General features: G+C 36.7%; 37 protein-coding genes and 1 tRNA gene. 5 read left to right on the top strand and 33 right to left on the bottom strand.

The window, feature by feature from the left end:
* The 14 genes from AOB46_RS11440 to AOB46_RS11380 all read right to left on the bottom strand — a co-directional run.
* A partial coding sequence (locus tag AOB46_RS11440; RefSeq protein ID WP_131724358.1) for a hypothetical protein occupies positions 1-639 on the bottom strand: 639 nt, incomplete at its 3' end.
* A 5-nt stretch (positions 640-644) separates the two neighbouring features.
* The gene (locus AOB46_RS11435) at positions 645-1,667 is read right to left on the bottom strand and encodes a hypothetical protein (protein ID WP_062699394.1); all 1,023 of its coding nucleotides are present in this window, start codon (positions 1,665-1,667) and stop codon (positions 645-647) included.
* A complete protein-coding gene (locus AOB46_RS11430) occupies positions 1,664-2,152 on the bottom strand; it encodes a hypothetical protein (protein ID WP_062699392.1) in 489 nt (162 codons plus the stop codon). Before AOB46_RS11430 ends, AOB46_RS11435 begins: the two co-directional genes overlap by 4 nt.
* Positions 2,152-6,609 carry a tape measure protein gene (locus AOB46_RS11425; protein ID WP_062699390.1) on the bottom strand — a complete coding sequence of 1,486 codons (4,458 nt, stop codon included), beginning with the start codon at positions 6,607-6,609 and terminating at the stop codon, positions 2,152-2,154. Before AOB46_RS11425 ends, AOB46_RS11430 begins: the two co-directional genes overlap by 1 nt.
* A 3-nt stretch (positions 6,610-6,612) precedes the next feature.
* The gene (locus tag AOB46_RS22910) at positions 6,613-6,804 is read right to left on the bottom strand and encodes a hypothetical protein (protein ID WP_082377078.1); all 192 of its coding nucleotides are present in this window, start codon (positions 6,802-6,804) and stop codon (positions 6,613-6,615) included.
* Positions 6,768-7,274, bottom strand: a complete 507-nt coding sequence (locus AOB46_RS11420; RefSeq protein ID WP_062699388.1) for a hypothetical protein — start codon at positions 7,272-7,274, stop codon at positions 6,768-6,770. Before AOB46_RS11420 ends, AOB46_RS22910 begins: the two co-directional genes overlap by 37 nt.
* Before the next feature lie 45 nt (positions 7,275-7,319).
* Positions 7,320-7,823 carry a hypothetical protein gene (locus tag AOB46_RS11415; RefSeq protein WP_062699386.1) on the bottom strand — a complete coding sequence of 168 codons (504 nt, stop codon included), beginning with the start codon at positions 7,821-7,823 and terminating at the stop codon, positions 7,320-7,322.
* A 21-nt stretch (positions 7,824-7,844) separates the two neighbouring features.
* A complete protein-coding gene (locus tag AOB46_RS11410) occupies positions 7,845-8,249 on the bottom strand; it encodes a hypothetical protein (protein ID WP_062699384.1) in 405 nt (134 codons plus the stop codon).
* A complete protein-coding gene (locus AOB46_RS11405; protein WP_062699382.1) occupies positions 8,246-8,662 on the bottom strand; it encodes a hypothetical protein in 417 nt (138 codons plus the stop codon). The genes AOB46_RS11410 and AOB46_RS11405 overlap by 4 nt, the downstream gene beginning before the upstream one ends.
* Positions 8,653-8,982: a hypothetical protein gene (locus AOB46_RS11400; RefSeq protein ID WP_062699380.1), complete on the bottom strand. Its 330-nt coding sequence runs from the start codon at positions 8,980-8,982 to the stop codon at positions 8,653-8,655. Before AOB46_RS11400 ends, AOB46_RS11405 begins: the two co-directional genes overlap by 10 nt.
* Entirely contained in the window at positions 8,973-9,293 is a 321-nt protein-coding gene (locus AOB46_RS11395; protein WP_062699378.1) for a DUF6706 family protein, read from the bottom strand. The genes AOB46_RS11400 and AOB46_RS11395 overlap by 10 nt, the downstream gene beginning before the upstream one ends.
* The gene (locus AOB46_RS11390) at positions 9,293-10,336 is read right to left on the bottom strand and encodes a major capsid protein (RefSeq protein ID WP_241489194.1); all 1,044 of its coding nucleotides are present in this window, start codon (positions 10,334-10,336) and stop codon (positions 9,293-9,295) included. Before AOB46_RS11390 ends, AOB46_RS11395 begins: the two co-directional genes overlap by 1 nt.
* A 60-nt stretch (positions 10,337-10,396) precedes the next feature.
* Positions 10,397-10,768, bottom strand: coding sequence for a hypothetical protein (locus AOB46_RS11385; RefSeq protein ID WP_062699410.1), 372 nt, complete (start codon positions 10,766-10,768; stop codon positions 10,397-10,399).
* Positions 10,761-11,435 (bottom strand): hypothetical protein, encoded by a 675-nt coding sequence (locus AOB46_RS11380; protein WP_062699376.1) that lies wholly within the window; start codon positions 11,433-11,435, stop codon positions 10,761-10,763. Before AOB46_RS11380 ends, AOB46_RS11385 begins: the two co-directional genes overlap by 8 nt.
* Positions 11,436-11,557: 122 nt before the next feature.
* On the opposite strand from AOB46_RS11380, the gene AOB46_RS11375 reads away from it, so the two are divergent.
* Genes AOB46_RS11375 through AOB46_RS11360 form a run of 4 tightly spaced genes read left to right on the top strand, consistent with a single transcriptional unit; the run spans position 11,558 to position 12,798 of the window.
* Positions 11,558-11,863 carry a hypothetical protein gene (locus AOB46_RS11375; RefSeq protein ID WP_062699374.1) on the top strand — a complete coding sequence of 102 codons (306 nt, stop codon included), beginning with the start codon at positions 11,558-11,560 and terminating at the stop codon, positions 11,861-11,863.
* A 50-nt stretch (positions 11,864-11,913) separates the two neighbouring features.
* Complete coding sequence (locus AOB46_RS11370) at positions 11,914-12,192, top strand: hypothetical protein (protein ID WP_062699372.1); 279 nt, start codon at positions 11,914-11,916, stop codon at positions 12,190-12,192.
* 7 nt (positions 12,193-12,199) lie between these two features.
* Positions 12,200-12,544: a hypothetical protein gene (locus AOB46_RS11365; RefSeq protein WP_062699370.1), complete on the top strand. Its 345-nt coding sequence runs from the start codon at positions 12,200-12,202 to the stop codon at positions 12,542-12,544.
* Positions 12,541-12,798 (top strand): hypothetical protein, encoded by a 258-nt coding sequence (locus AOB46_RS11360; protein ID WP_062699368.1) that lies wholly within the window; start codon positions 12,541-12,543, stop codon positions 12,796-12,798. The genes AOB46_RS11365 and AOB46_RS11360 overlap by 4 nt, the downstream gene beginning before the upstream one ends.
* Positions 12,799-13,036: 238 nt before the next feature.
* Here AOB46_RS11360 and AOB46_RS11355 read toward each other — a convergent pair whose 3' ends face one another.
* From AOB46_RS11355 to AOB46_RS11275, 15 genes are all read right to left on the bottom strand, one after another.
* On the bottom strand, positions 13,037-13,396 hold the full coding sequence (locus tag AOB46_RS11355; protein ID WP_062699366.1) for a hypothetical protein: 360 nt from the start codon (positions 13,394-13,396) through the stop codon (positions 13,037-13,039).
* A gap of 77 nt (positions 13,397-13,473) precedes the next feature.
* On the bottom strand, positions 13,474-13,713 hold the full coding sequence (locus AOB46_RS11350; protein WP_131724357.1) for a hypothetical protein: 240 nt from the start codon (positions 13,711-13,713) through the stop codon (positions 13,474-13,476).
* A 109-nt stretch (positions 13,714-13,822) separates the two neighbouring features.
* Entirely contained in the window at positions 13,823-15,217 is a 1,395-nt protein-coding gene (locus tag AOB46_RS11345) for a phage portal protein (RefSeq protein WP_062699362.1), read from the bottom strand.
* Complete coding sequence (locus AOB46_RS11340; RefSeq protein WP_062699360.1) at positions 15,217-16,668, bottom strand: phage terminase large subunit; 1,452 nt, start codon at positions 16,666-16,668, stop codon at positions 15,217-15,219. The genes AOB46_RS11345 and AOB46_RS11340 overlap by 1 nt, the downstream gene beginning before the upstream one ends.
* A complete protein-coding gene (locus AOB46_RS11335) occupies positions 16,658-17,131 on the bottom strand; it encodes a hypothetical protein (RefSeq protein WP_062699357.1) in 474 nt (157 codons plus the stop codon). Before AOB46_RS11335 ends, AOB46_RS11340 begins: the two co-directional genes overlap by 11 nt.
* Positions 17,132-17,188: 57 nt before the next feature.
* The gene (locus AOB46_RS11330) at positions 17,189-17,449 is read right to left on the bottom strand and encodes a hypothetical protein (RefSeq protein ID WP_062699355.1); all 261 of its coding nucleotides are present in this window, start codon (positions 17,447-17,449) and stop codon (positions 17,189-17,191) included.
* Positions 17,450-17,628: 179 nt separating this feature from the next.
* On the bottom strand, positions 17,629-18,279 hold the full coding sequence (locus AOB46_RS11320) for a DNA methylase (RefSeq protein ID WP_241489193.1): 651 nt from the start codon (positions 18,277-18,279) through the stop codon (positions 17,629-17,631).
* 136 nt (positions 18,280-18,415) lie between these two features.
* The gene (locus AOB46_RS11315) at positions 18,416-19,114 is read right to left on the bottom strand and encodes a phosphoadenosine phosphosulfate reductase family protein (protein WP_062699350.1); all 699 of its coding nucleotides are present in this window, start codon (positions 19,112-19,114) and stop codon (positions 18,416-18,418) included.
* Positions 19,115-19,220: 106 nt separating this feature from the next.
* The gene (locus AOB46_RS11310; RefSeq protein ID WP_062699348.1) at positions 19,221-19,571 is read right to left on the bottom strand and encodes a hypothetical protein; all 351 of its coding nucleotides are present in this window, start codon (positions 19,569-19,571) and stop codon (positions 19,221-19,223) included.
* Entirely contained in the window at positions 19,558-19,971 is a 414-nt protein-coding gene (locus tag AOB46_RS11305; RefSeq protein ID WP_062699346.1) for a recombination protein NinG, read from the bottom strand. Before AOB46_RS11305 ends, AOB46_RS11310 begins: the two co-directional genes overlap by 14 nt.
* Before the next feature lie 143 nt (positions 19,972-20,114).
* Complete coding sequence (locus tag AOB46_RS11300) at positions 20,115-20,483, bottom strand: hypothetical protein (RefSeq protein WP_062699344.1); 369 nt, start codon at positions 20,481-20,483, stop codon at positions 20,115-20,117.
* A gap of 2 nt (positions 20,484-20,485) precedes the next feature.
* Entirely contained in the window at positions 20,486-20,911 is a 426-nt protein-coding gene (locus tag AOB46_RS11295; protein ID WP_082377077.1) for an SH3 beta-barrel fold-containing protein, read from the bottom strand.
* Positions 20,912-20,952: 41 nt separating this feature from the next.
* The gene (locus AOB46_RS11290; protein WP_062699341.1) at positions 20,953-21,177 is read right to left on the bottom strand and encodes a hypothetical protein; all 225 of its coding nucleotides are present in this window, start codon (positions 21,175-21,177) and stop codon (positions 20,953-20,955) included.
* A 60-nt stretch (positions 21,178-21,237) separates the two neighbouring features.
* Entirely contained in the window at positions 21,238-21,501 is a 264-nt protein-coding gene (locus AOB46_RS11285) for a hypothetical protein (RefSeq protein WP_062699339.1), read from the bottom strand.
* A 475-nt stretch (positions 21,502-21,976) separates the two neighbouring features.
* On the bottom strand, positions 21,977-22,648 hold the full coding sequence (locus AOB46_RS11275; protein ID WP_062699335.1) for an antA/AntB antirepressor family protein: 672 nt from the start codon (positions 22,646-22,648) through the stop codon (positions 21,977-21,979).
* Between the two features lie 213 nt (positions 22,649-22,861).
* On the opposite strand from AOB46_RS11275, the gene AOB46_RS11270 reads away from it, so the two are divergent.
* Positions 22,862-23,209, top strand: a complete 348-nt coding sequence (locus AOB46_RS11270; protein ID WP_062699334.1) for a DUF2493 domain-containing protein — start codon at positions 22,862-22,864, stop codon at positions 23,207-23,209.
* 46 nt (positions 23,210-23,255) lie between these two features.
* Here the strand turns inward: AOB46_RS11270 and AOB46_RS11265 are convergent, their stop codons facing one another.
* The 4 genes from AOB46_RS11265 to AOB46_RS11250 all read right to left on the bottom strand — a co-directional run bounded on the left by AOB46_RS11265 (position 23,256) and on the right by AOB46_RS11250 (position 26,349).
* Complete coding sequence (locus AOB46_RS11265; protein ID WP_062699332.1) at positions 23,256-23,957, bottom strand: hypothetical protein; 702 nt, start codon at positions 23,955-23,957, stop codon at positions 23,256-23,258.
* Entirely contained in the window at positions 23,954-24,898 is a 945-nt protein-coding gene (locus tag AOB46_RS11260) for a hypothetical protein (RefSeq protein ID WP_062699330.1), read from the bottom strand. The genes AOB46_RS11265 and AOB46_RS11260 overlap by 4 nt, the downstream gene beginning before the upstream one ends.
* 172 nt (positions 24,899-25,070) lie before the next feature.
* Entirely contained in the window at positions 25,071-26,180 is a 1,110-nt protein-coding gene (locus AOB46_RS11255) for a tyrosine-type recombinase/integrase (RefSeq protein ID WP_062699328.1), read from the bottom strand.
* A gap of 95 nt (positions 26,181-26,275) precedes the next feature.
* Positions 26,276-26,349 (bottom strand) — tRNA-Ala (locus tag AOB46_RS11250).
* Between the last annotated feature and the right edge of the window lie 207 nt (positions 26,350-26,556).

The raw sequence follows: 26,556 nt of genomic DNA, 5'->3' as shown, positions 1-26,556 counted from the left end.
TCCGGTCAGTTCCGCCATTGTTATAATTCCATTCGCTGAATCTGTTTCAGGAACCTGAGCCGCTGAAGTAGACAAATACGCTCCGCTTGTCTCACCAGATAAGGGCATTATTATTTCGGTCTCTTCTGTTTTTTGAGCACTCACAAATGAGTTCAATACAGTTATTCCTGGGTCAAAACGATCGGCGGCAGCTTTCATTGTTGCAGGACTTACATTATCAGTCTTGTCAAATGTTTGTTTAGCTGTACTTCCAGGAATCTTTACTTCAGATTTGGTCCAAACTGCCCCTTTTTTATAGAACTTTGTGTCGTATCCTTCCATTGCTTTCAGGTTTCCGGCGTTCGGATAATTAGTACCCGGATCAGCAGACAATACTTCCGGTTTATATGAGCCGTCAGCTGTTGGTGCGGGATCTGTTGGCTTTAAAGTTCCTTGAAAGTCCGTCTCGACTTGCGCTTTAATTTCTGCAATCTTTTCGTCTAAGTCATCAGATTTATTCTGAAATTTTTCATTGAACTGATCTTTAGAGAAGGTATTTCCGACGTTCCCATCTTTATCAATTGTCGCCAGATTCGATGGTGGTACAAGATCACTTACGCTTATTGTTACCTGATCATTATTTCCGATTATTTCTCCCATTTCTGTTATATTTTATCCCAAAGGGTTTCAGCAGGTGATTGTAGATTCTTCATATCTTCTATGTTTCCTGCTATGATTATTATTTTTTCTTTACCTAGCATATCTCGCCACTCGCCGAGGATTTCTGCCGTTTCGATTCGTGGATTTTCAAAGGTGATCCCTGGTATTTCTGCTCCAGTATCATCCAGTATTTTAAAAATGAATTTCCCGTAGTCACTAAAATTGACAGCATGAACAACCGAAACTCTATTCTTACCTGCAATTCCTTGGTGAACTTTGCTGATTGCAACCACTTCATAATTCCCGGAAACCGTTCTGCCTATCACGTACAGAATTATGTTTTTCGGTGCCGTTAATTTTGCTGTTACTGAGAATTCATATATACTCTCTTTATCTGGAATCGTGTAGGCTTCATAAAACGTATCATTGATAGTACTGTTTTGAATCAGGGTGATTCCGGAACCTTGGTAAGAGGGTTCGGAGTACCTTTTCGTGAAACTAACATCACCCCTGCCTATAAGCTTTGTTCCGTCTCCAAGGAATATCTCGGTTTCAGAATCTATCTCATATGATAGGGTGAATTCATCAAGGGTTGTTTTAAGAATTTTCTTTATAGGGTTTGGTTCAATCATTTTGATGGTGAATGTTGCATACATTTCACCATCATGAAATACTTTTTCCGGTATTATTTCATCCTTTACAAAAACCTCATAGGCCAATGTTTTAAAGTCAAAAGGCATGATATGCAAACGTTGAGTTCCAGGCTTTGAAAATTCACCAATTATGAAAGTTCTAAACTTTTGAAATAAATCTTCCCAGTTTTCACCCCTGATAAAACATTCAAGTTCTATTTTTCGCTCTTTAAACTTTGGTTTACGCAGATTTGGAGAAATTCCATGATACTCTGCCCAATCGTATTGAACAACATCTTTTCTTTCAAGCTCTCCAATAAGGTTGCTGTACTTTGACACTCTTACATCAAAGTCTTTAAAGTCTATGCCGTTTAATTCTACCTTAATATCACTCATTTTTTGAAATATGATTTTGTGATCCGTACATCGCCAGAACTCTTTACCTTGCCCCCATATTGAAACACCTCTACCCTAGCATTTTCGATACACTCTATATCAACCTCTGCATTATCAATGATATTTATTATTACGATTGCATTTTCTGCTGCTGTGATTTTAGCCTTTGTATTGTGCCGCAGAACTATCTGGGAAACTGAAAAGCCGTTGTAGATCATTTTTATATCCGAATTCCCGAAAAATGCCGCTTTGTTCAAATTGTTCGGCATTCCAATGTAGTCGGTAAAGATTCCAAATACTTCACTCTTGCCCCGGTACTCTCGCAGAACCTCAACTTCCGGAAAGTCATTCGCCATAGACCAATCATCCCCATCAAAATACATCTCGCAGAGATTCCTTATTGAAAGATCAGCAGTCATTCTCTCATTGCACTGGTGGGAAAGCCCAATCTGTTTTGCCTGTATATAGATTTCTTGTAAGTTCATTAGATTATCCCGGCGGCGCCGTATTTGATTTTTGAATTCAGTTCTTTGATCTCTTTATAAATATCCCTCAATGGACGGGTGTTCTGCTCTATCTGGACCTGTACAAGCAGTTGGCTACGCATGACTTCAAATCCATTCTTTTGATGCTTCAAAGCTTCAGCCTGCATTATTCTCATGGCATTAACCTGTCCTTCCAAGGCTCCGGCTGTCTTCTCTGTGATTCCTTTGATGTCACCTTTAAGGCCCTGAGCACTTTGAGCAGACTGATTAAACAAATCTTTATATTCCTCCATAGCAGCCATATAATCCTGCATAGCTTTCGTTCCCATTGCTTTCAACTCCTCTCGCTCTTTCTCAGTAAGTCCATCGAAATTTCCATTTACATTAGATTGAGCAATTTGATGCTTTAGCATTTCTATTGTTTGGAGTAATGAAGCCTTCTGCGCCTCCAATAGAGGTTTTGTAGAAGATGAAGCCTGGAGTATTTGACTGTTAATTGCTGTTATCTGAGTTTCAACACTTTTTATCTGATCTGTCAGCCCTGTAGTATCAGAGTTTCCAAAGCCCATGGAGCTATAAAGCTGATCAACCATATTTTTAACAGCGGGCTCAAGTATTTTAACTTGCAATGCATTTTGTACTGCATTACGCATAACATCATCAACTACTTTGTCAAATGATTTAGCGGCGTCTTCCCCCTGCGAAAATGCACTCGTTAAGGCGTCAGCAATTTTTTCAGAAAGACCCTTAAATTCAGTAGTTGTAATTTTATTTTTAAAATTGTCTACAATTTCAGAAATTTGATTATTGATATCAGAAATTTGCTGGTTATAGCTGGAGACTTTTTCCCTGTCAGTTTTTTTCTTCTGTTCTTCTGCATTTCGCATCTGAATGAGTAGCTTTTGCTGTTCTTGTAAATTAGCTATTAGCTGTGTCTGCATTTTTAAAGATGCTTCTCCGGCTGTCTTTTCTATTACTCGTTGAAGATCTTCATAAGATGCTTTAAGTTCGTCAACTGCTATTTTCCAAGACCTGATATTTTTTTCTTTTCTCCCATCACCTGCAGTTGATAACAATTTTACAATACCAACTACCATTTGAAGAATACCCGCAAACATACCAGCTATATCTCCTTTAAAATAACTAGCAATAGCAGTAATTAAACCATCAATTGCGGTAGTCAGATTTTTAACAAACTCTTTCATCGACTGAGCCGCATCTCCTTGTCCAAAGGCATCCATGATCTCTCCAACCATAGATACTACATACTCCATGTAGGATGCAAATTCTCGCCAAGCCTCCATAAAATTGTTGAAATCTGCATTGGTTGCAGTTCCCTTTTTTATTTTTTCGAATAACTTGTCAAAAGCATTTATTAGATTCCCAATTGGTCCTTTATTTTTAGATAACTTTTCTAATTCCTCAATTTTTTTCCGATAATTATCTATTTCTTCTGAAGGAGCGCCTATTGAAATCAATTCTTGCATTTTTGCTTTCAATGGTGTTATTAACTTTGCTACTTCTTCTCTCGTAAGAGCATCTATATTTCCAAAAGCCTTTTTCCAAAGATTCGTTTTCTGAAAAGATTTTAAGAAAGCCTCTGAATACTCCTTTGCTTCTTCTTTTCCTGCTGCATCTAAGCGTCTCAGTCTTTCTTGTTCAGAAATAGACTCCAAGCCTATTCTCGCTCTAATATCATTGTACTTTTCAGATATTTCAGTCTGCTTTTGTTCAAACGTTTCTTGCTCTTTTAAAAACTCATTATATGTATCCTGTTGTTGTTGAAGTATGTTTCTCTTTTGCTCTTGTATATATTTTTTTACTTGAAGAAAAAATGCTGAATTCCCTCCTTCATTTTTGAACATAATGTCTTCAACATCATTCAGTTTATCAATCTGATCTACAAACGAAGGAAGAGACTTTAATGCATTATCAATATCACGTTTCCAGTTTTCAAATGGTGTTTCTTCTCCGGTTAGATTACGTATCTTTTCCCCGATGAAAGCCAGATCAACTTTTTGCTGAGGGCTAATAATACCCTTAGCGGCTAAATCTGTCAGTGCCTGCTCTTGTTTTTCCAGATACTGTAAATAACTCTGAGAACCTTGAAACAATTGTTTGTATTGGGCATCTGCAACCTCTTTACCATAGTACTCAGACATACGGTAATAGTTATTCCATTGTCTTTCAGCTTCGTCAATCTTTTCTTGGAAGTTTTTGTATTGAATACTTTTCAGTTTCTCATCTAATGCTTCTCTTCTTTTTCCGGCTTCTTCGATGCTTATTATTTCACCAGTTAGAAATGGATTCCCATTTTTGTCTTTGTCATTTCCGTATTTATCCAGTCTTCTAAGCTTTACCATGCCATTTTCAACAAGAGCCATGGCCTTATCTAGCAATGAAATTTGTTGCTGAAGTTGTTCAGGAGATCCTAAAGGAAGGAATTCTGCAAGCTGTTTATTGTCTGTTTTGGTTTTTCTTGGATTAAGCTTTTCATTAAGCTTTTTAATTTTAGCTTGAATTCTTCGGTATTCTGCTTCTGTTTGTGCACTGTCGAGTTGAGATTCTAGTTCTGCAATTTGATCCTTAATTATTTGAGCCCAACCAGCTTTTTTGGTGTCAATCTTTGCCACATCTTCCAATACTTGCCCAAGACGTAACTGCATTTCTTTTTTAACATCTGCAAGCTGTCTCGTCAATACCGTTCTCTGCTGATCAGTGATTAACTTACCTTGCATTTTCCCTCCTCTTAGCTGAGCACTAAGAATGACGGCTTGCTTTGATAACGTATTAAGCTTTTCCTTTTCTGCTTTATTTACATAATCAACATCTTTTCTGGAAGCATTAACAGCTTTCTGGCTTTTAATAAGATTTGCTGCAACATCCTCATAAGGCTTCATGTATTCTGAATACTGCTTAATGGTAATCTTGCCTTGTTTAAGCATTTCTCCATACTTTTTAGCAGCTCTTTCTGCTTCGGCATATTTTACTTTGGCAATAGACAAATTGAATTCATCTTCAGCGTTTTGTTTCAGATATTCTGATTTTACAGCCATTTCCGCTTGTACTAGTGCAAAATGCTGCATTTTTGCTATAACATAATCAAAAGCACCTCCTAATCTGTAGGTAGCACGATATTGCTCATCTAGTGCACCTCGGAAAGCATCATCTATTTTAATAAGGTTTTCGTAGGCACGTTTCCTGTCTTCAAGTTTTGAATTTTCATTGTTGATGACAGCAATAAGGGAAACAATCTTTTCTCGGTTATCCACGATGCCTTTGGAAAAGGTACTGGAATACTTTTCCTGAACGTTCTCATTATATTTGATTTGCTGTGCCAATGCGCTGTAATCATGCAGAAGATTGTCGATCTCCTTACGATATGTAATCACAACAGCAATAAGCCCCGCTATCGCAGTGGCCAGCAAAATGTAAGGGTTGGCAATTGTAGCTGTATTTAAGGCTGCTTGTGCTACAGTAGCTCCTCTTATCAAAATGATCAGATTTCGGAACCCTTGAATTACAGCAGGAGCAACCGCACCAGCTTGTAGTGAGTTGGTAACAATAAGAGCTGCTCGATATGTGCCATAAGTAACAATAAGGATCTGCAGAACTTTTATCACTTCCTCATAATTTTCAACCAGCTTCGTAACACCTTCGATAGCACTGTTTAAGATACCCTCGTTGGATTCACCTATTTTATTCAACATCTGGTCCCAGGTATCGCCAAGATTGGCAATTTTTCCTGATAGAGATGCAGATTGCTTTTCCATCAAATTGTAAAACATCCCTCCCTCGTTTGTAAGAGAGAATAAAACGTCTTGCACGTCTTTGAAACCAATTTTGCCAGCGGAAACCATTTTGGTAATTTCTGCTTCGGTTTTGCCAAACTTAGCAGCGAGTTCAGCAATCATAGGGATGCCGGCTTCTGTGAATTGACGTAGATCATCCCCCATTAATTTTCCTTTGGCCTTAACTTGACCGTAAACAAGGTTGATTCTGGAAAGAGGAACTCCAAGGCCAGCGGCAATATTCCCCATTCTTGTAAGAATATCTACAACCTGATTAGCCGGAATCTGGAAAGCAAGTAACTGTTTTGCGCCAGCGGAAACCTCCTGAAGACCAAAGGGCGTTTTAGCTGCAAGGTTAACCATTTGGCTCATTAACTCAGCTGCCTTTACACCGCTCCCTAGCATGGTGGTAAATGCTATTTCAGTTTTTTGGAACTCACCCCTTATGTTTATTAGTTCTGTAATGAAACCTTTTATAGCAGTAACAGAGAAATACCCTGCAAGTCCTGTAAATGCATCTTTAAAGGCGGAATTCATCACTCGGGTTTCCTGCACAGTAGTCTGTGAAAGTCCCAGAATATCCCTACGCATAGAATCTACATCTCTGCGCCACTGTTGTAGGTTAATTCCTGCCCCGAAATAAAGTGCTCCGTTATTGGTGTTCATTACTTATTTGAATAGCTGATTTATGAAGTCTTCTGATGTTTGTTCAGAAAGGTTGATAGTTTTCTTAGGTTGTGTTTCCTCTTTCGAGGTTTCGTATTTTGGCGCGTCGATAAGCATTCGCTGTACAATTCGCCAATCTACTTCCCAAAGCAAGTAATCTAAAGTCCATCCGAAGTGGTGGCAGATTTGCCCCATTGCTCCGTAGATGGTTTTGAGACCTGTTTCTCTATCGGCATCGCTTTGGTCGGACGGTTTCCGTTCATTAATACCGTAGAGGTCATAAAATTTTGATAGTTTGAGAATTTCAGGAGCTCCAAAGAGAAATCCATAATATCTTTGCTGTTTAGGGAGTTTAGGAAGTGCCATTTAAGAAACCATTTTGGCAACTTGCTTTCCACAGCAACAGACACAGCTTCAGCTAATAATCCCGCATTGTCTCTTACCGCTTCATATTGTGCAGGCAGCTGAATTGAAAGATCAGCATTTGAAAGTGCTTCTTCATCTACTTTGATTTTGATGGAAATCTTTGATAACCTTAACATTTTTCCCATCGAAAGCTTCCCAATATTCCAGGTCTTTTTCTTGCCAAAAAAATTGGTTTCAAAACTGTAGCTATTTCCTACTAACAATTCTATTTCTTCCTTCTCTAATTCAATGTTTTCCATGTGAATAGTTTGTTAAAAAGCCTACCCGGAGATAGGCTTTATAGGTTATACAGTAAATGCGACAATTGGTGCAACACCTGCTTTTTTCGGCTGAAGTACTGTTGCAGATATCTCAACTCCCAGCAAGGCTGCTCTACCAATATTAGAGGATAGCTTTGCAGTGATCTTTGCTCTTGCAACTCTCAATCCGATTCCCTGCTCAGGCGTGAACTGAAGAGATCTTTCAATCACAGGTGTATTGGTTGGGAAATTAAACACTTCATCAGCTCCTGTTCCGGATTTAGTTCCTCCGAATGCTGATACAAATGTGTCTAGGTCTGGATTAGCGACCTTAAAGACAATAGTCTTTTTCCCGTCTGTGCTTTGAATATGAATAGGTGTTGAAAGTTCTTCAACTTTAAACTCTGTTTCTGTGGGGTCATCCCAGTTAATTTGTGCGGAACCCTCTTCTGTATAGCCTAAAGGGGCTAAAGTGGTACTCATATCACCATCAGCTGCAATTACTCCGATAGCGATTTCGGCAACTCCGATATTAATTTGTCCTGCCATTGTATTTTTGTATTTTTTAGTTTAATTGTATGCTTTCAGGTTTATCCTGAAATTGATATAGTTTGCCTTCTCTTCTTCTTCCTCAAAGGTTTTATGACTTTCAATCACAAGATTGTATTGGGGTCTGAAAAGCTTATTTAAGATTTTGTACACTGCTTTAGCAATTATTGCCATTCTGCTTGTATCGGGCATGTATTGAGTTATTCCGTTAATGCTTACCGACAACATTGGCACATAGCAATTGACGTTGAAAACTCCATCCTGTAAGAAGGAATTATCCATAGCAATGCTGTTTATCACTATATCTTCTTTCTTGCTTCCAGATGGACGTTTGTCTTTGTAAATATTCCCAGTTATTACTGACCGAATATTTCCCAGTGTTAAATCCTCAAAAATCCATTGCTGCCCGTCTAATACTGTGTTCATCTTTTCAACTGTTGTAACATTTGTGGAATAGTTCTTTTTGCGAACTGTTCTGCGCTGGTTAGAACATCATTACCACGGCTTTCGACTTTGGATGCGTAGTCCATTCCATTAACCACTACAAGACAAATAGTATCTATCGAAGTATCTGCAACCTGTAAGGCAAGTGATCGGGCTTTTGATCCTCCATTACCTGAAAGGAACTCTTCTGCCTTGATTACACCATCAATCATCAATAGAAAACCGTTTGAATTTCTCAGATCTCCGGAAACATCCCTATAATTACCGTTTGCCCTCGCTGCTGCCGCAATAGTTCGCCCGGCATCCGCAAGAATCTGGACCATTTTGGCTTCAGTATTCTGTACTACCTGAGTAATATGCCTTTCAAATCCGGAGCTATCTAATGTTAAACCCATAATCTTGCGTGCAGTTGTTCTTTTTTGAATAGCTTATTGTCTCCTTCGAGCCTCGTATTTCCTTCTTTATCGAAAACTCTGATTTTAGCCCCCAATTCAACAGATGGACTGTTTTTTGGCAGATATACCACTGCTCCAAACACATATATTTCTCCGTCAGTGGTCACGATTCTGTTTCCTCCTCCGTTTCCTTCATCACGACATTTAGAAACAGTTACCCAATCTTCAGTGCCCGGTATCCAGTTACCAGTGTCCGGATCATATTGAGCTTCTGTTTTCTTTAAGACTTTAAGTGTGTAAGGAAATTGCTTTATCCCCATTTCGATGTTATATCTGTGATTGTATTATCAGAGAACAAATCAGGCTTACCAAGCTTTCTGGCTACCATTGAGTAGTATTTCAAAAGAGTGGCTTTATCATATGATATCGAATAACCACCCTCAGAAATACTGGAAGGCATGTTAATGATGTCGGGGATTACGTTGTAGAAGAAAATGTCCAGATTAATTTCATTCGTTATGGTTTCGGATGGATCAAGGCCAATGCGAGCTAATTCAGCTGCAACCATTCCATCGGAATACTCAACCGACCAAAGAGATAATTTTTCTTGTATGTACTCCCCGATAGTCATTATGCTAGTTTCGTTTTCAGAATTACGTTTTTCTTAGTATCATTCAGTACAGGAAGTGCGAACGCTGTTGCCTTTGTAGAAACCAAAATTGGATCTTGAACTCCAAATGTTTTCACAAGGATAAATCCATCACTTACAGTCTGTGATGTAGTATCACCAAACGTCATATTGAATTCCGGAGTTGTTGTATACTGAGTAGCACCCAAAACAGGAGATACAGATAGTAAAACATTGCCTGGCTCCCATCCATTCGTGGCGACAAGAGTTCCGGCTTTGCTTTCAGCATTCACAAAAGTTTCCCAGATTCTGATTGTTGGTAGACCATAAAGAGCAAGTCTCGTATTGATCATTTCCAGAGTAGGTCTGAACATCTGAGTAGTCCCGCCGTTATTGGCTACACCATAAACAAATTCCTGCATTGCTTTGATTGTTGGCAATTGGTTTGCGGTAGCCTGATCTACTGTTATAGTAGAGAAACGATAACCCTTGCTTAATGCTTCTGTTTGTAAGGTCTGAATGTCTTTCACCGGATCAGCATCAGCAGCAGTAAACCAATCTTTTGCAGCATTAACAATTCTTACTTTGAAATCAACTGATACATCTGCTACTCCACCAGAATTGTTTGCTACGGTAGTTTTGTATTTCCCAGTTGATGCAAATCTTTTGGCAACGTATTCAGCTCTAGCATTTACCCCGTCAAGACAAAATGTAGAATCTCCGTAAATCTTATCGATCATCTGGTTTTTAATGGCAGCATTTGTTGGGTTCAACTGGACCGCGTTTCTTAACTGCTGAATCTTAATAAGATCATGTTCGTCAAGATCTCGGGCAATTTCGATTTTAGGAATCTCACCTTTCATTGCAGCGATGAAATCACGGCCTTTTCTTGGTGCTTTAGAACCGATAGAAACGATATCCGCCATTACTTTAGCAGAAGTCGTAGATTCAAGATTCTGAAAAGTTAAATCGGTTTGAAATTGAAGTGGGAAATAGTTTCTGTACTGTAAATCTCCCAAAGTATACGCATTGATGATTGCGTTCATATTTGACGCGGAAAATTCCGGTACTATGTTATTTGCATTTATAATCATTGCTTAGTGTTTTTAAATGAAGGAGATTCTTGGTAAAGCTTTAGCTAACAGTGCTACACCTGTTTTTTCTAGGTCTGGCAAAGCATCAATTCTAGCGGTACCGGACATGATGATTGATGCTAAAGGGAAATCGTCCACTTTAATATCATGGCTCACAAGTCCGATTGTGCCAGCTAAATTTGAAGCTGTTAAGGCTACGTTTAAAACCTTATATTTTCCGTCAGTATCTGGAACTACTACTGTTCCGGCTGGAATTACTCCATTGGTGAAACGAGCTGCTGCGTCTGTCTTTGAAATATGAACTCCACCCGGATAGGTTGCGTCAATTTGATCAAAAACAACAATCTGTCTCCCTGCTTGGAAATCGTCGTTAATATTATTCATTGGTTTTTGCTGGTTTTTTAGCATCTAGGTATGCTTGAACATCGAGCGAAACCTCTCCTTCCTTTTTAGCTTCTCCGAATAAAGGCTTAGGCGCTCCTGCCAATGCAGCGTTACCAAACTCTTGTGCAACTGCATCATAGTTTGCTTTTTGCTCGGTTACGAAAGCCTCCATTTCTTCTGGTGTAGCAAAAACTTTATCCATAGGAATAAGCTTCTGAAAAGATTGAGGAATCTTTAACTCAGTGAATCTTGCTTGCAGGGTTTGTGCTGTTGTTTGTTTAGCTTCCTTTTCTTGAATTTTTGTAAGACTTTCAGTCAGCGTTTTATTGCTTTCAATTAAAGCCTTAGCCCATTCAGGAACATCGCCCGTTGGTGCTGGATTAGGATTTGGAGTGCCTGTTTCTGGTTTAGGTGTAGGTTCAGGCTTTGGATCCGCCCCTTTCCCTTTTTCCAAATCCTCGATCTTCTTTGCCAACGTTCTGTTTTGGTCAGCGAATGACTGGAATATTGCCAAGTCATCTTCAACCCCTGCTACTGCATTTTCAATGTCTTCCTGTTTTTCGACCGCCTTAGACAGTTGCTTTGCCTTTGCTTTCAAAATAGTTTCGCTTAACCCCAGATTCTTGTATCTGGTTTTTAGCTGTTGTAGGATCTCTTGTTCAAACATTACTTAGATTGTTATTTATTATGTTCAAAATTACCTTTGTTAATATTGTATAACAATAACGTTTTTCGTATTTTAGCAGTAGTTAATTAAAGTTTTACTTTATAACCATATAAATTCTAATTATGGATGAATTACTAAGGAAAAGAACAGCTGATTTGCTTGTGATTGATATGATGGAGGCTGCTTATAGGATTGAGAGAGTAAAAAAAATCACTCTGACTTTTGAAGAGTTCTGCAGAGTAATTGGGAAAGATAGAAGCTCTATTCATAAGCTATTAAAGAACAAGCTTCTCCCGGAGGGTATAATCCTGGGGGGCTACGAAAACAGAAAACAGAAAACTAAAGTACTATTTGATACAGAGAAGGTCTTAGAATGGTTGAGAAACCAAATGGAAGCAGAATTCCCTTCAAAGAGAATATCGATCTAAAAATCAATCTTCACTCATAAGGCAATTGAGTGGCTTAAACAATAAAGGATATGACTATAAATCAAGAAATGGTTTCAGCTTACAAAGAATGTTTAGCTAATCCGAAAAAACATAATTTATCATTCCCATCTTTACGAGAAATATTTTTACCATCAGATATTGCGGTTGCTAAACATATTGTCTTTGAGAAATATCAGATCATAATAGGAAGAGAAATACCGAAATTGATTTTCTATATCATATTGGATGAAGTATTTCCGCAGAAAAAGGCCGATGATGGAAATCTAGGATGGTGTTTAGAATTTGAAGCTATTAATTCATCAAAATAAAATACTCATGGAAGGTCAAATTATCCAAATGTTTGTTAAGCCTTTGAATAGAGAAAGGTTTGAACAAAAGGAAGAAGCAGATGTTATATCACTTCAGCAAAGATATTGCACCCATGCTTTAGAAATTGATGAAGAATTAAACGAGCATAATTGCGAAAAATGCGGGAAATTGTTCACTTCCCATGAAGCACTGTTATATATTTTACATCATCGAAGAGATCATATAAAAATGACTTCTTATAATCTCAGAAACGAAATTCATTTCCTTACAGAGAAAAGAGATTCTTTGAAATCTGACATTGAATTTCTTAAAAAAGAAAAGAGAAAAACCATTAAGATTAATAAACTATGAACAACTTTAATTTCTACAGCTTCTTAGAAGAAAACGGATATCAAAAAGAGACTATCCGCCAAGCGAATGGAGAAACATTCTGCTACAATTATCAAAAAGAATTAACAGAGAACATCTGGAATTGTGTTACCTTTCAAAAAGACAAGACAATATCCGGAGCCTCCCCTAAAAACGGGCTGCTATTCAAGAATGCCCCTCAGCCGAAGACAAAAGAAGAAGCAGATATTCTTTTAAAACAAATTGAGGAATATTAACTCCATAACCTTTTCTTTGCACTTAAAAGAAAAGAGTTAACTTTATAAAAAAAGTAATATGAAAAGAGTGAAACATATCCCTTCCGGAATTATAGGAATCTTTGTAAAGGTAATCCCGTCAAATTCGCCTGATCAACCAACATCATGGCTTATCAAACTTGACACTGGCGGAGAATACGTGGCTCCTGTAAACGAATTTGTACTAATACAATAAAGCCCCAACTAAGGGGCTGTTTTGTTAAGCTTTAAAATGTCCGGTATTATCATTTAACATTAATACTTCCAAGATATTTAATGAGATCTTCCTTATTACCATATCATCACTGTAAAAAGGTTTAAATTCTCCATTTTCAATAGAACCTAGTTGCCCTTCTTTTCCTTTGTATCCAACAACAAAAACTTTTGGGGTTTCATTTTCAAAATAGGTTGCTCCTAATTCTGGAGCTGTCAATATTAGAGCTTTAAATGCTGCGCCTGAATATTCTTCACTTCCTAAATTTTTTATACCATCTAGTTCATCATCAGATAATGATGTGATAATTCCTTTTACAGGTGTTCCTTCCAGTTCTAATTCAAATGTCTTGTTGATTGTTTCCATAAATTTTTAATTTCCACAAATATAACGAAAAGCCCTCTCAAAGAGAAGGCCGTAAAAGCATTTTATGATTAATGCCACTAATCGATTTTCAATCTAATGTAGATAGGAGGTGTAAATTCTAAATCTGGATTGACCTTATAATTACATACTTGGTAATCTGCTCCCGTTTTTGTTGATACTTTCGACCAGTCTATTTTGCACACTTCGGGCGTGACAATATTTAGACCCTGTAAAGATATACCAGCTTTATTAAGTTTATTGCTTAATTCCTCTCCTAGCTTACTAATTTCAGCTGCGACCTTTTTGATCTTCTCCATTTCAATTTTTTTGATTATTAATTGACTATCCTTCTTCATAACGTTTATACCATTTGTTTTATATGGCTCTATCTCTAATATAATGAATAAATTCTAATTATCAAAAAATTTATACAGAATTTTTCAAAATTTCTTTTGGAGGAACTGGAGTTTCTTTCTTAATCTCCTCTTGCATCTTGTCCACGTCCTTGATTCCGGCCTTCTCCATTGTTGCTTTTTGACTGAATAACGGCTGATTTCCATTGACAGACATTAGCATTTCATAGAACTTAGCTTCGTTGTTTATGATGTAAGGAGTAATAACCGGTTCAGCATCCAGATCGCTATTGCGGAAACCCGTATTCATTAAATGGAAGAAAGATTTAACAATGGACATTCTCCGTTTCAGGGCTGGTACATACACGCTCATCTTATCCATTACCTTCAGGTGCGGCAACATAAAGAGAAAAGCAGCGTTTTCAGTGGCTAACATGTTTCCTAACCCCTCCAAGGCTTCTGGGGAAATATTGACAGAATTTGTCATTTTGTAGATGATGCTTTCTAGGTTTTCCTTTTCATTAGAAAGGGATTCACTGGCATTAGGAGGCTGCACAAAGTTTGCACTGGCTTTATCTCCGTTAAGCTGCAGCACCTTTCCAGTTTTATCCTTGGAAAAACTTCCGGTAACCTCACCTGTAAGGGCCAAAATTGGCGCAGAGAACTTCTTGTTCACCTCACCGGTGTCGCTGGCAATTTCCTCTAGCCTTTCAATGGCTTTCTGAGCTTTGGACCACTCAACATTTTCAAAGGAATACCAGACAATAGGAATTTTACCTATTGAATTGACACTTTCAGAAACAAGCTCTATCCCTCCGTTAGCATCTCTTAGAATAGCAATTCTGTCTGCGGTGTATATTTCGTAATATTTGACCTTGACACCCTCGATACGCTTCTCATACTCTCTCAGGAATGCAATCATGTCTCCTTGGTCATTAAAGTATGGATACATTTTGTTTTTATCCGGAGAAAGCAATGTTACTTTCATTCGGAATTGAGAAGGAAATCCATAAAACTCATTTGGTTCATCTTCTACCCACCACAATTCTGCACACTGAGTGAAACGTCCGTTTGTCTTAGCTATTTCCCTGTCTACAAACATGAGCTTTTCCTTGTCGACTAGCTTTAAATAAGCATCATATAAGGACGTATCTTCAATATTGTTAGTATACTTCACCGGATTACCATACAAGAAAGTTACTGCATTCGCTACGATATCCTTTTGATATGCCAACGGTATACGGTTAAGCTTTTCTATACGTTTCCCTTCCTTCTTCTCTCCTTTTTCATCGGTATACTCATACTCAACAATGCGATCAGGATAATTATACAGATCTGTCATTATACGGTGGCGGGTTTCATCCCATTCAGAATTAAACTGCTCAATATTTGGCAGAGGAATTCCGTTATCTTTAAGATAGGCTATTTTCTCTCCGATGGTCTGTAGTTGATAATATTTCTCGTCCATTATATTAAAGATGCTATTCTGTTCAAATTGTTTCTGATTGGTTTGTTGAAATCGAAATAAGCTCTCATTAGGATCATATCTCGATAGTCAGGGGATCTTCCTATGTTTTCTTTGATTGTAGCCTTATTTACTAAGGTTATGATGTCATAATCTGGATCCTGTTCTATAGTGTCTAGTTCTTCCTTGATCCTTTCTTTCTGTTCTTCTGATAATTCCGCGGAAATAAACATTTTGCTCTTATTGATTATTTTTTCAGCCAGGTAAACGAGTAACTGTGTTTGAGCATTCTTATATTTAGGAGTGTCTTTTTCGTCTCCCAAGTCTTCATCAAATGGTCTGCCGTTATTATGGAATCCAATAATATCCAGGTTATCGACTACACCTCCTCCTACGCCATCAGCATCAGCAATACATTGATCTTTCGGAATTGAGTGCTTTTGTTGTAGGACCTTAATGCATGCCTGAATTTCCGTTGTCTTGCTAATCTCAAACTCATGTACTTCTATCAATTCCCAGTCTTCCCATACACCGATAACTGCTAAATCAGATCCGAACCTTGCTACGTCAGCAGTGATGTATTTTTTCTTCTCATTTGTAAGGTGATCATTCCGGAACAGGTCCAGAATTTTATCATAAATACAAAGCTTATAAGGGTTATCATCATATTCCCAGTTCCCTTTTAAAAGTCTTTCCTTCTTTGCCTTGTCTTTGGTGTTTTCAAGCTGTTCAATGTAGAGCTTGTCAATAAACGGGTTATCCTGCACAAAAGCCTGTAAAAACTTCTGAATCGGCGACAGAATATTTTCCTTGAAAGGCTTATAGAAGTGGGAATACATCCAGTTCTTTTTCGGGTTGCAGGTAACGAACATTTTCGGAACCAAGCCGAATTCTTTGTTGAGGTGGCGGCCGACCCTAGTATTTAGTACATCAAAAGCCCCGAAGTTGATTTCTCCTCCTTCCTCTATCCATCCACCGGTATACTCTAAGGAACCGAATCTTTCATATAGTGGATCACTTGGCTTAAACTGCAGATCCAACATGTCAATACGGGAACCGTTTTTAAACTGGATATAATTATCCTGACCATTGTAACTCCATTCGCTTGCCGGAATACTGTATGCCTTGCAAACTTTCTGGAAAGTGATTAATGTTGAAGAACGAATACGCTTTAATTCCTCTCGGCCTATGAACCATTTGGAATTAGGATAAAGGAGACACATGAAAAGCAACCAGCTTGCACCGGTCCAGGATTTAGCACCACCTGCAGCACCGCCATAAAGGAACTCTCTTGTATCTTTGTCACAAAGGATCTTTAAGGCTTCTTCTTGTTTTAAATGCTTTTCACCTTGGTGAGTTGTAATAAAATCAAAATTTCCCCTTCTGAATTTCTCTACATAGATTTCAAAGAGCTGTATTTTTAATTGGGAAAGTAAAATTTTATCACTTCTCATCGTTTTTAAGAGCTGTCATCAAATCATTAAGAGTATCATCAGATAATTTGGAGGGATCAATTGCACTTTTAATATTTATATCTGTCTCATCTTTTATTCCTTCGTCAGATTTAAACAGTGTCATCAATCTGGAAGCATACTCCATTCGGGTATTGACGCCAACAGCTGCATCATAATACACTATTTTACCATCTTCATCTTTCTTGATGCTTCCTTCTTCGTCAAATTCTGGTGTCTTCATTGTTCCTCCTAATACAGCGCCAATTTGAAAATTATGGAGGTCCTGGAATGTCTTTTGTCTTGCTGACTTCTGTATGTCTAATAATTCAGGATTTTTACGAATACGACCATACACGGAAATGTATGTGACTTCCAACATCTTTGCTGCAACTGTTGGCTGCCCATTTGATTTTATAAGAGCTTCTTTTAATTCCTCATCTGTATATGAATCTACATTTGCCATATTAAGTAATGTTAAATATTTCTGTAATTTGTCTTTCTGCTTCTTGTTGCCATAACTCTATTGTAAAATAATATTCAGCAAATCTTCTTTCTTAGCTTTCTGCTCATCTAAAGATTTAATAAAAGTGTTTTTCAACTCTTCAAATGGTATTGCTGAAAGGTCTATATCAAAATAAGATCCTTGCATGTATGGTTCTCTTATTTGAATTTTAGAACTGCCATTGAATTTTGCGCTTTTCTTCCATGCGGTAATTGATCTCTCGATTTCTAAGATCTCATTATCTACTTCAACCGCTTTCTGTATATCTTCTCTTTTCATACTATTGAAATTTTGATTTTGTTTTCTGACTTGTTACATGCCATCCTCCGCATTCTTTGCAGTAATACTTTCTTTTTGGTATTTTACTTCTACTGCTGGCAGATTTGCATTTGGTGATGATTTCCTGCGCTTCTCTCTCTGTGGTGTACATGAATTTGCTGCATGTACTGGCCTGCTTGTCAACTCGCATAGACTTCATCTATTTTTTCCTGCAGCTCTTCACCTTTGATGAATTTGTCTTCCGGATTAAAGCCCAGGTATTCGAGAAACATCACTTTAGCGTCATAATCAGAGAAGGATACTGTAAAGTATGGATCGCCATCTAATCTGGCACCTTCTTTTACTTTTTCCTTGATCTCCTTGATCTTTGCTTTCTTTTCCTCAGGTGTCAATTCTTCTGCAGCTTCTTTACGCTCCATTTCATTAAGACTGGCTTCCGGAACATGCTTTGTGTTGTTCAGCTCTTGGGTGATCGCCTTTTCATATTCGGTATTGATCTTCTTCTCCTCCTGAGGCTCAAAGCTCGGTATCTCAATGTCATCTGTGTTTGGTAGCTCAATTTCAATCATGGAAATATCTACATCATCGAGACCGGCCAGAGAAGCGTCGATATCCGGAAATATCTGAGCAAGCTTTTTATAATCCATTTCGCCCTGAACAGCTTTCGAGTTGAAGAAAATATTCAATTCCTTCTCTTTCTTCAGGTCCACATCAATCACCTCTACTTTGATATCATAATCATTTCCAGCTTCGTACTTATTCACTTCATCAGCAATACTTAGCTTTTGATGCCCAGATACGAGGTTCCCAGTTTGCTTATTCCAAACCATACCACCTATAATACCATTCTCTTTGATGCTTTTCTTTAAAGCTTTTCTCGCATCCTCAGTAATAGTACGAGGGTTGTAGTCCGCTGGTGTTATCTCTGAACGCTTCAGGATAATTGTCTCACTCTGTTTTACTTTATTATGCACGTTGTTTTTGTGAATGGTTATACTCGAATAGGATTCTTTCCACGTCCGGGAATTCTTCAATGATCTTTTTCAGATCACCTGGATAATGTTGTTTACACCAAAGCAGAAAAGACAGGTCTGTGACATCAGTACCCTGACTGCGTACGTTTCCGGTATTCCCATATTTTATTGGCTCAATCAATCGGTTTTTCTTAATATATGCCAGTACTTGCTTATTGCTCCAATCCGCCAACGGGTAAAGCTTCTGGCCGGATTCACTTGTCATACTATCAGGATAGGAATTCAACATCAATCTACGATTAAGAGAATCGTTTTTCTTGAACCCAAGTACCGCCCATTCAATGCCAGTCTCTTCCTTTACTTTTTCGTTGATCTTTGAAACATTCCACTCTGCGTATTTCACCGGTTCAGCTCCGAAGGCCCCATGTTTCTTGTTATTGTAATGTGCATAGTGTGGAGTTTGGATAAAACGACAATTCGGATATTTCTTTTCTGCCCAATGTATATACCGGTTTATGTGTTCCAGATCTTTAACCATGTACATGTAAACACAGACGATTTCTCGGAAATGAGGCGCCATCATGTTAAGCAGCGCAATGCTATCCTTTCCCGCCCCAGAATGAAAGAGTATCACCCTGTCATGTTTTTTTGACAGGGAAATGATACTGCTTAATGTAGCTGATAAATCCATTATCCTCTACGTCTAATTACTCTTGGCGCAATTCTGGCGAAAGATCGACTTACCGCTCTTCTTGCTCTTCTTGCTGTAGCTTCTGACATTGCAATCGTATTTAAGGTTAAACAATTAATTTTTCACAGTTGGAACTCTCGAGTACAGCACCTAGAATTAAGGCGAAATTGCTGTTCTCGGTTGTCAGGTCTTCGCCTTCTTTGACATCTTTATCAACATCAATAAGAACATCTTTACACTGGACAACCATCTGGGGTGCATTTTTGCTATATCCCATCTGAAAGCGAATAGCTTCAGGTACAACTGTCCCGATTAACTCACCATCTGCATCAACTTCACCCAGGCGTTCGATATAATAATCTGAGAATGCTCGGTACTCTTCTTTTTTGACACCTTTAAGAATATCAACAAAGTTTTTTTTGGTCAGAACCAAATACAGTTCTTTAGTATTTTTCATGTTTATATTTTTCTATTTGTTCAATCAAAAAGTCACGACTGAATTTGAAGTTTTTTAAGGCTGCTTTTTGTTCTAATTGACGTAAACGATGCTCACCTATCTTTAAAAGTAAATTCGACCTATACGGTATCAAATTCGCGCTTAAATACTTGTTACATCTTACGCATTGCCCGTGCATATTATCGAGATCAAACCGTACCGACTTATAAAATTCTTTGGCAAAATAATGCCCGGCATTCATCTGTTGTACTGGCTTCATTTCATCGCACGAAATGCAGATAAAATACCCGTCTTTACTGTCTCTCTTACGAACTTTAGCGTTTACAAGCTTCTGTAAAGTATCAATAAGGCTCTCAATGCTTCTGCCTTTGTATTTGCTTCTTAATTCGGCCGTAATCATCTTATAACAAAATTATTTATTACATTGACTTATTGATATATACAAACAACAACTAAAGCATTGCTTTATACATATTTGATTTTTAAACCACAAAAAAACCACTCAAATAATTAGAGTGGTTAATTTTCTTATTTTGATTATGCTTAGAAATTTTGCCGATCAAGTATCTTGCCCAGGTGAATAGTAAAATAATTGTTCAATGTTACTTGCTTTACTTCGATAATCATTCTTCTGGCCCCTTTGTGGTAACCCTCTTGCAGAATAACCGTGTTATATCTTTTAAATGCGGTTTGCGCCTTATTTAGTAGTCTTGATCGGTAAAATGATGTGTCGTCTCTATACTCTTCGATTTTCTCGCCTTTTTCGATCTGGTCAAAATATTTCTTTTGCATGATCAAAAAGAGAGGTTTTACCTGCTCATTTTCTTCTGTTTTAGTTATTAACGCCTTAGGCGTTGTAACGATTTTCATTCTGCGTCTTTGAACTGTTGAGGGTCTTTTTTTAGTTTTCATATTTATTTGCTTATTAGTTTTTGTCTTCTGTTTCTTAGGTTCTGAGCCTTAGGCTTAATATAGTTGCTGCCGGTAGGCAATTCGGTCATTAATGGCATGAAGTGATCTACAGTAGCAAGGCCGATAAAATTAGCTATTTTAAAGCAACGCCAATCATTTATATCTACATCAAAATATGAAAAGGTAGAAGTACTCGGCTGGCTTTGTGTTTTAAATTCGTAGTCAATTTTTAACGTGCCGATCGCTTTTCTTATAGAACCGTCTTTTTTCTCGAAATAAAATGTTACTTCGCCTTGGTGCATCTCTTTATTTATTCGGTATAACTGCCAAGCTTTACGCAAGCATTCTGCCCACTCTTTGCCAGTTTCTTGCATTATGTGATATGCTCGCAGCATTACTGTTTTTCTGAAGGTATTTGAAGTTTTCATATTGCTGTATTTTTTTTGTCTTTTACCACCAAAAGCGGGCTTTACCCCGCTGATTGTTCAAATTGTGAAATGAATAGATTATTTGATTTTATTAACTTCTTTATGTCTTCGCTATTGGCCAGCGTATGTATTACATCAAGATTCGGCACTTCTTTTAATTTGTTGCAGAGCTTAGCGTAATTCGTAAGGGCCACGGCCTGCATGAAATATATTTCTCTTTCTTTTGCTTGTTTTCTTGGTTTTAATGTCGGCATGGTGTTTTTCATGGTATAATATATGTAAGGTTAATTAAGGGCCTTTTTTGAACTTACCCAGGTTCATTGTACTTATTTGAATTTCTCAGCGTAAGAAGGCTGTACAGGCGTTAAATAAAGTTCTTTGTGATTACCACGGGCCATATTTCTTATTACTCTCATGTCATTCTCTTTAACTATCTTATTGAAGTATTTTTTTGCTTCTTTTTCAGTTTCGAAAAATTTTCTTTCATGTATAACACCCTCTACATCAAAATTTGCGTCATCAGCCTGAGGCATTGCAATGTTAGTTACTTCGATCATAAACATTTTGTCTGTGTTAGCTACTGTTTTCATAATGGTATTATTTATTTGTTATTATTGTTTCGTTTTGATGTTACAAATATACATACGTTTATTTGTATTATGCAAATATAATTACAATTATTCTTACGATTATTTGTAACTATTTGATTTTCAAGGTGAAAAATTTCGCTTGTTTTACAAATATTTAAATGTATATTTGCATTATAAAAATATCCTTATGAATCAAAATGTTAGCAAGCTGTTTTTTGTAATAAAAAATAATGAGGTGATTGGCTGCGACAGTAATTTAAAAGACCTTATATCTGCTCTGCCTTCAGAAATACGAGATATAAGGTCTTACGACTATTACTATAGACAGTTTACAAAATCGAATACATTCCAGTTTGAATACAACAATGCCTACCACTTTCAAAAAAAAGAGTACAATAAAGGCAAGGAAATAACTTAGTTTGATTATCTAGGAATAAGAAAGAAATAAAAAAGCTCCAATTACTGGAGCTCTATTTTATGCGAATACTGTTTGATTAAAAACATCTTCCAAGACATTGCGAGGGTAAAGTTTGACTTTTCCAAATCTTGGGTCCGGAACTTCGTCTGTTGGCAAATTGTTTTTCCGGCAAATCGCTGCCGCTTTTCTTCCTATGGTTGATGCTAATGTTAGTCCGACAGTAATTTTGTTGAGAATAGCATATCCCATAACTGAAAAATAATCTGGTCTTGTCGTTGTCTTTGCTTCTATTTCTTGAACTTTTGTCTCCAATTGTACAATCTGTTGCTGCTGCTGAATTTGATTCATCCGTAATTGGATGAAGGGATCATTTTGGAAAATCTGAATTGAATTTTTGTAATTATTCTCACAGTTGATAAAATAATCTCTTGCCTCTTCACCCTTAACAGTCTTTGCCATCATTGATATTTTTTTTGAAAGATCAATGGACAGGGCAAAATCTAGCGTTTCGTTACCGTTCCTCTCAATGACGAACGTTTGATAATCTTCATTTTCTACTGCAAATTGATTTTCAACTATATTTTTCAGGTACCATCTTTTCCAGTTTTTAAGATCATAACCTAAAAATTCATACAGCTCTCTGGCTGATACAGCCTGTTTCCCATTTTGTTCGGAAATTCTAATTAATTCATTTCCGATTTTTCCACCAAAATTTGTTATATTTGTCATTGTCTAAAAAAATAAAGCCACAATAAGGGGTGTCAATACATCATACATGTCGCAGTGTAAACCCTTAAAGTGGCTTTTTTATGTTCGTAAAGTTTATAGCTATTTAGTAAGCATGAAGTATTGACGGTACAAATATAAAAACGAGGAACGAATATTCCAACAACTATTTAACAACAATTTATATTTTTTATCTAAAGTTATACTTTAATAAATATGTTCAAAGTAATCATTGCCGGAACCCGAACATTTGAGGACTATTCTTTCTTGAAGGAGAGGTGTGATTATTATTTGCAGAACTATCAGGAAATTGAAATAATTTCTGGAGGCGCCCGGGGAGCTGATCTTTTAGGGGAAAGATATGCTGTAGAGAATGGCTACAATATTTCCCGTTTTCCTGCTAATTGGGATTTAGGTCCAAAAGCAGGCCCGATTCGCAACAGGGAAATGGCAGAATATGCTGACGCGCTTATAGCTTTCTGGGACAGTAAAAGCAAAGGAACTTTGAGCATGATTAACATTGCCAAGGAATTGGGATTGAAAGTAAAAATCGTTCTTATATAAAAAAGCCCCGGAATACGGGGCATAATCTTAACATGTATTTATATTTTTAAGCCAATTTTCTTGCTATTTCTCTTTCTACATATGGTTTAATATTTTCTATAGTTTGTTTTGTAATTGGGTAAACACTGCAGAAGCCTGAACACAGGTACTCTAATGGGGTAATCCTTTTTTTGAATGCATTATACAAGCTCCAATCAACTGATGGGTATTTTTTTATTACTTCCTCCTGTGCCCATTGGTCAAAAAATGCGATACGACCTTCTATTCCGCTATCATCCCAATCATCGAGATTAAAATATGTGCTGGAAAAATCAATAACGTATTTAGAAATGACATTTACACAAAACCCGACACAACTTGCAATCTCGGGTAGCCCGGAAAGGCTCAAATACCTTCCGTCTTCCCCATATGTAGATGCATCGAATATAAATCCATAAGTTATATCTGTTTCGTTACATATTCTTTGACATTGTCTTAAAAAAGCTCCAACATCAGAATCGTCCTCCGTATCAAAATTGTCAAGAATTTTGTAAAATAAAACTGGATCAACTCTAGAAGTAATGTTTTCTATTAATGGAGGATCTGCTCCAGGAAAATGAAAGATATAGTCAACTGTTCGATATCGTATTAATATTACTGCATGTTCAGGTATATTGCTATCACCTAAAGTAACTGCTAATGAAACAAAGGTGTTTGGAAGATTTCTTTCATTGTATTTTACTAACTGATTTTCTAAATCTAAACTCATATCTTCCCAGTTTTACTTCTTGACCTAAATGTTTCTACTAAACTTTGATAATGCGGTATTAACCCTGTCTCTCTTTCAATTATTGGCTTTAGGGTCATGAGTATTGTTCGGACAATTCCTTTCTCACTAAATTTATTGTTGTACAAAGTCATTAATTTAATAATTTCCTCATTAGATCTATCTTCATTATTTACGACTTCTAAAATATAATCATAAATAATATCGTATTTTTCAATACTATCTGTGCTTAATAAGGTTTCATGTAGTGTTTTGAAATTCTGAAAATCTTCAAGACTTGAGTAATTATCAACATAACTATGAGAAATACCCTGCTCGGATTCTGTCCTAATTGTTGAAAAGTACATTTCTTCATATAATCCTTTATTAAGAACTTTTGCAGCCTCAACAGAGCAAGAAATTTTAGACGTAGTATTACTCTCTAAATCTTCAATATGAACATTAGGATTCTTTTTTCCTCCAATTGCATAGAGATTACCTTTAATAAATTCTATTGCATATACTCTATTTAATTGCTGTCTCCTTGTCTGAAACTTATCTCCTTTAAAGTAATTTGTTACATTTATTTCCTGAGCGCTATTTTTTTTAAGATAAACTTCGTATACTGAACCGTTTTGTTGAATTTTATCTTGAATTGTTTTTAGAGGCTTAATCCTTTCATTATTCTGTGACCTATTCATCATTATTTCCTCTATTTCATCCGCTATATTTGCGCCGTCGTCAGGCAGCACCAAACAAGCTGTAACAGATCCATTGTCCAGGCGCATTTTAATACCAGAAGTATCATCATATGTTTTGGCAAAACTAGAAAGAGAATCTATAAATATATTTAAAGCATCTGCCGCCTCAATGCTAATCCTGTTTAGATCAAGATCATTACCTTGAGAATCCCTAACGATCCTAATTTTTAATTCATTGCTCATTTTGTGGTAATTTTGAAAGGGTTTGAAACACACTCTCTTTAGGAGGATTTAAGCTCCAAATTAATTTTATTATCATTCTTATTAGTTATAGACAAATATACATTTATTTACATAATTAGGAATACGGTTTCCCATAAGGTAATAAAAAAGGGACTACTTATAGTCCCTGCTATTAAAACATTTTGATTTTAATTTGCTTCTGAGCTTCTAATCTCCTTTTTTCACGCCCTACTGTGTAAATTGATGTTGTTCTATCATCACGGTGCCCGGCCATGATTTGTGCGCTATAATGAGCCTCTTCAACCTTATCCAGCCATGTGTACTTTAACTTGTAAATTGTACCAATTCTTATTTTTTTCTTCCAGAATTTATAAACATAATCCCTTGTTAACAATGTGTCCCCTGGAATAAAGCCATAAGAAAAAATATATTGATCGTCTTTCACTTTTTTCATTTGTCGCGTCCAAAACTCCATTGCATCAGGAACGATAGCTCTTTTTTCTCGAACATATAAATCTCCTTTTTTTAGTAAAATAGTATATTCCTGCTTTTCTAAATTAACATCTTTGGCTTTTAATCCGATCATTTCTGGTATCCTGCATCCGGACATATAAAAGATCTGATAAAAGTTATAAAACAATGGAGCATCTTTTAGAATTCTTTCAGCAATTCTTTCAAGTTCTTTATCCGTGAATATTTCCTTTTTCTCTACAATATGCTTTTTTGATTTAATCCCGGTACAAGGGTTTACTTTCAAGCAGGATTCATCAACCAGATCTGTAAAAAGAGATGACAGCATTTTTTTGTACTGATTATAACTATAGTTTGACAGGCTGCAGGCTTCGAGAATTTTTTTCACATGGATCAGCTCAACATCTTTGATTTTAAGGTAATCCAATTCCAATTTTGTCAAGTTCAACTTAAATCGATTTAATGCAGATACAACAACTTTTACATGTTCCGGTGTATAAGTTTTTCTTTCCAGCGCTTTCTCTAATGCTTCGCTCAATGATAGATTTGGATTCAACTCTTCTTCTTCAAACATGAATTGTTTTGTTCTAGGATTATAATCTTTCTCATCAAGCAAAACTGTCATCTGCTTTAGAAGCAGTTTTTCAATTTGCTTACGTTCTTTTTCATCTTTAAACCTGTTTAGTCTTCGCCGGTAGGTAAATGGTTTTTCCCGATCTGGTTCGTAAAAGCGACATTGAACGAACCAATCATCTTTTGAATTGGTCACAAGGAAATCGGATCTTTTGCATCCGAAATTAAGGTTTTTCATACGTATTAATTTTGTTACTGTTTTTGTTACTGATTAATACGCTTCCAAAAAGTATAATTCTGAAAAAAGCCCTTGTGGGAAGGGCTTTGTCAATGTGGAGAATACGGGATTCGAACCCGTGACCTTTTGACTGCCAGTCAAACGCGCTAGCCAACTGCGCCAATCCCCCTTGTTTAAGCGGTACAAAAGTAAGTATTTAAATGATATATGCAAATATTTTATCAAATTATTTTCTTAAAAATATAAATCATTATTGGCTCCAAAAGTCTAATTTCATGGATTACAGCCATCTATATTTTTTATGGCCTGTTTTATTTTTCCAGACAATATATTATTTCACTCAAAATCCTCTTCCACTCTGATTATTGTATTCATT

The organism is Chryseobacterium indologenes (assembly GCF_001295265.1).
Lineage (GTDB): Bacteria > Bacteroidota > Bacteroidia > Flavobacteriales > Weeksellaceae > Chryseobacterium > Chryseobacterium indologenes_A.
The sequence above is the reverse complement of the archived record's forward strand: the minus strand, read 5'-3'. Positions and strand labels throughout refer to the sequence as shown.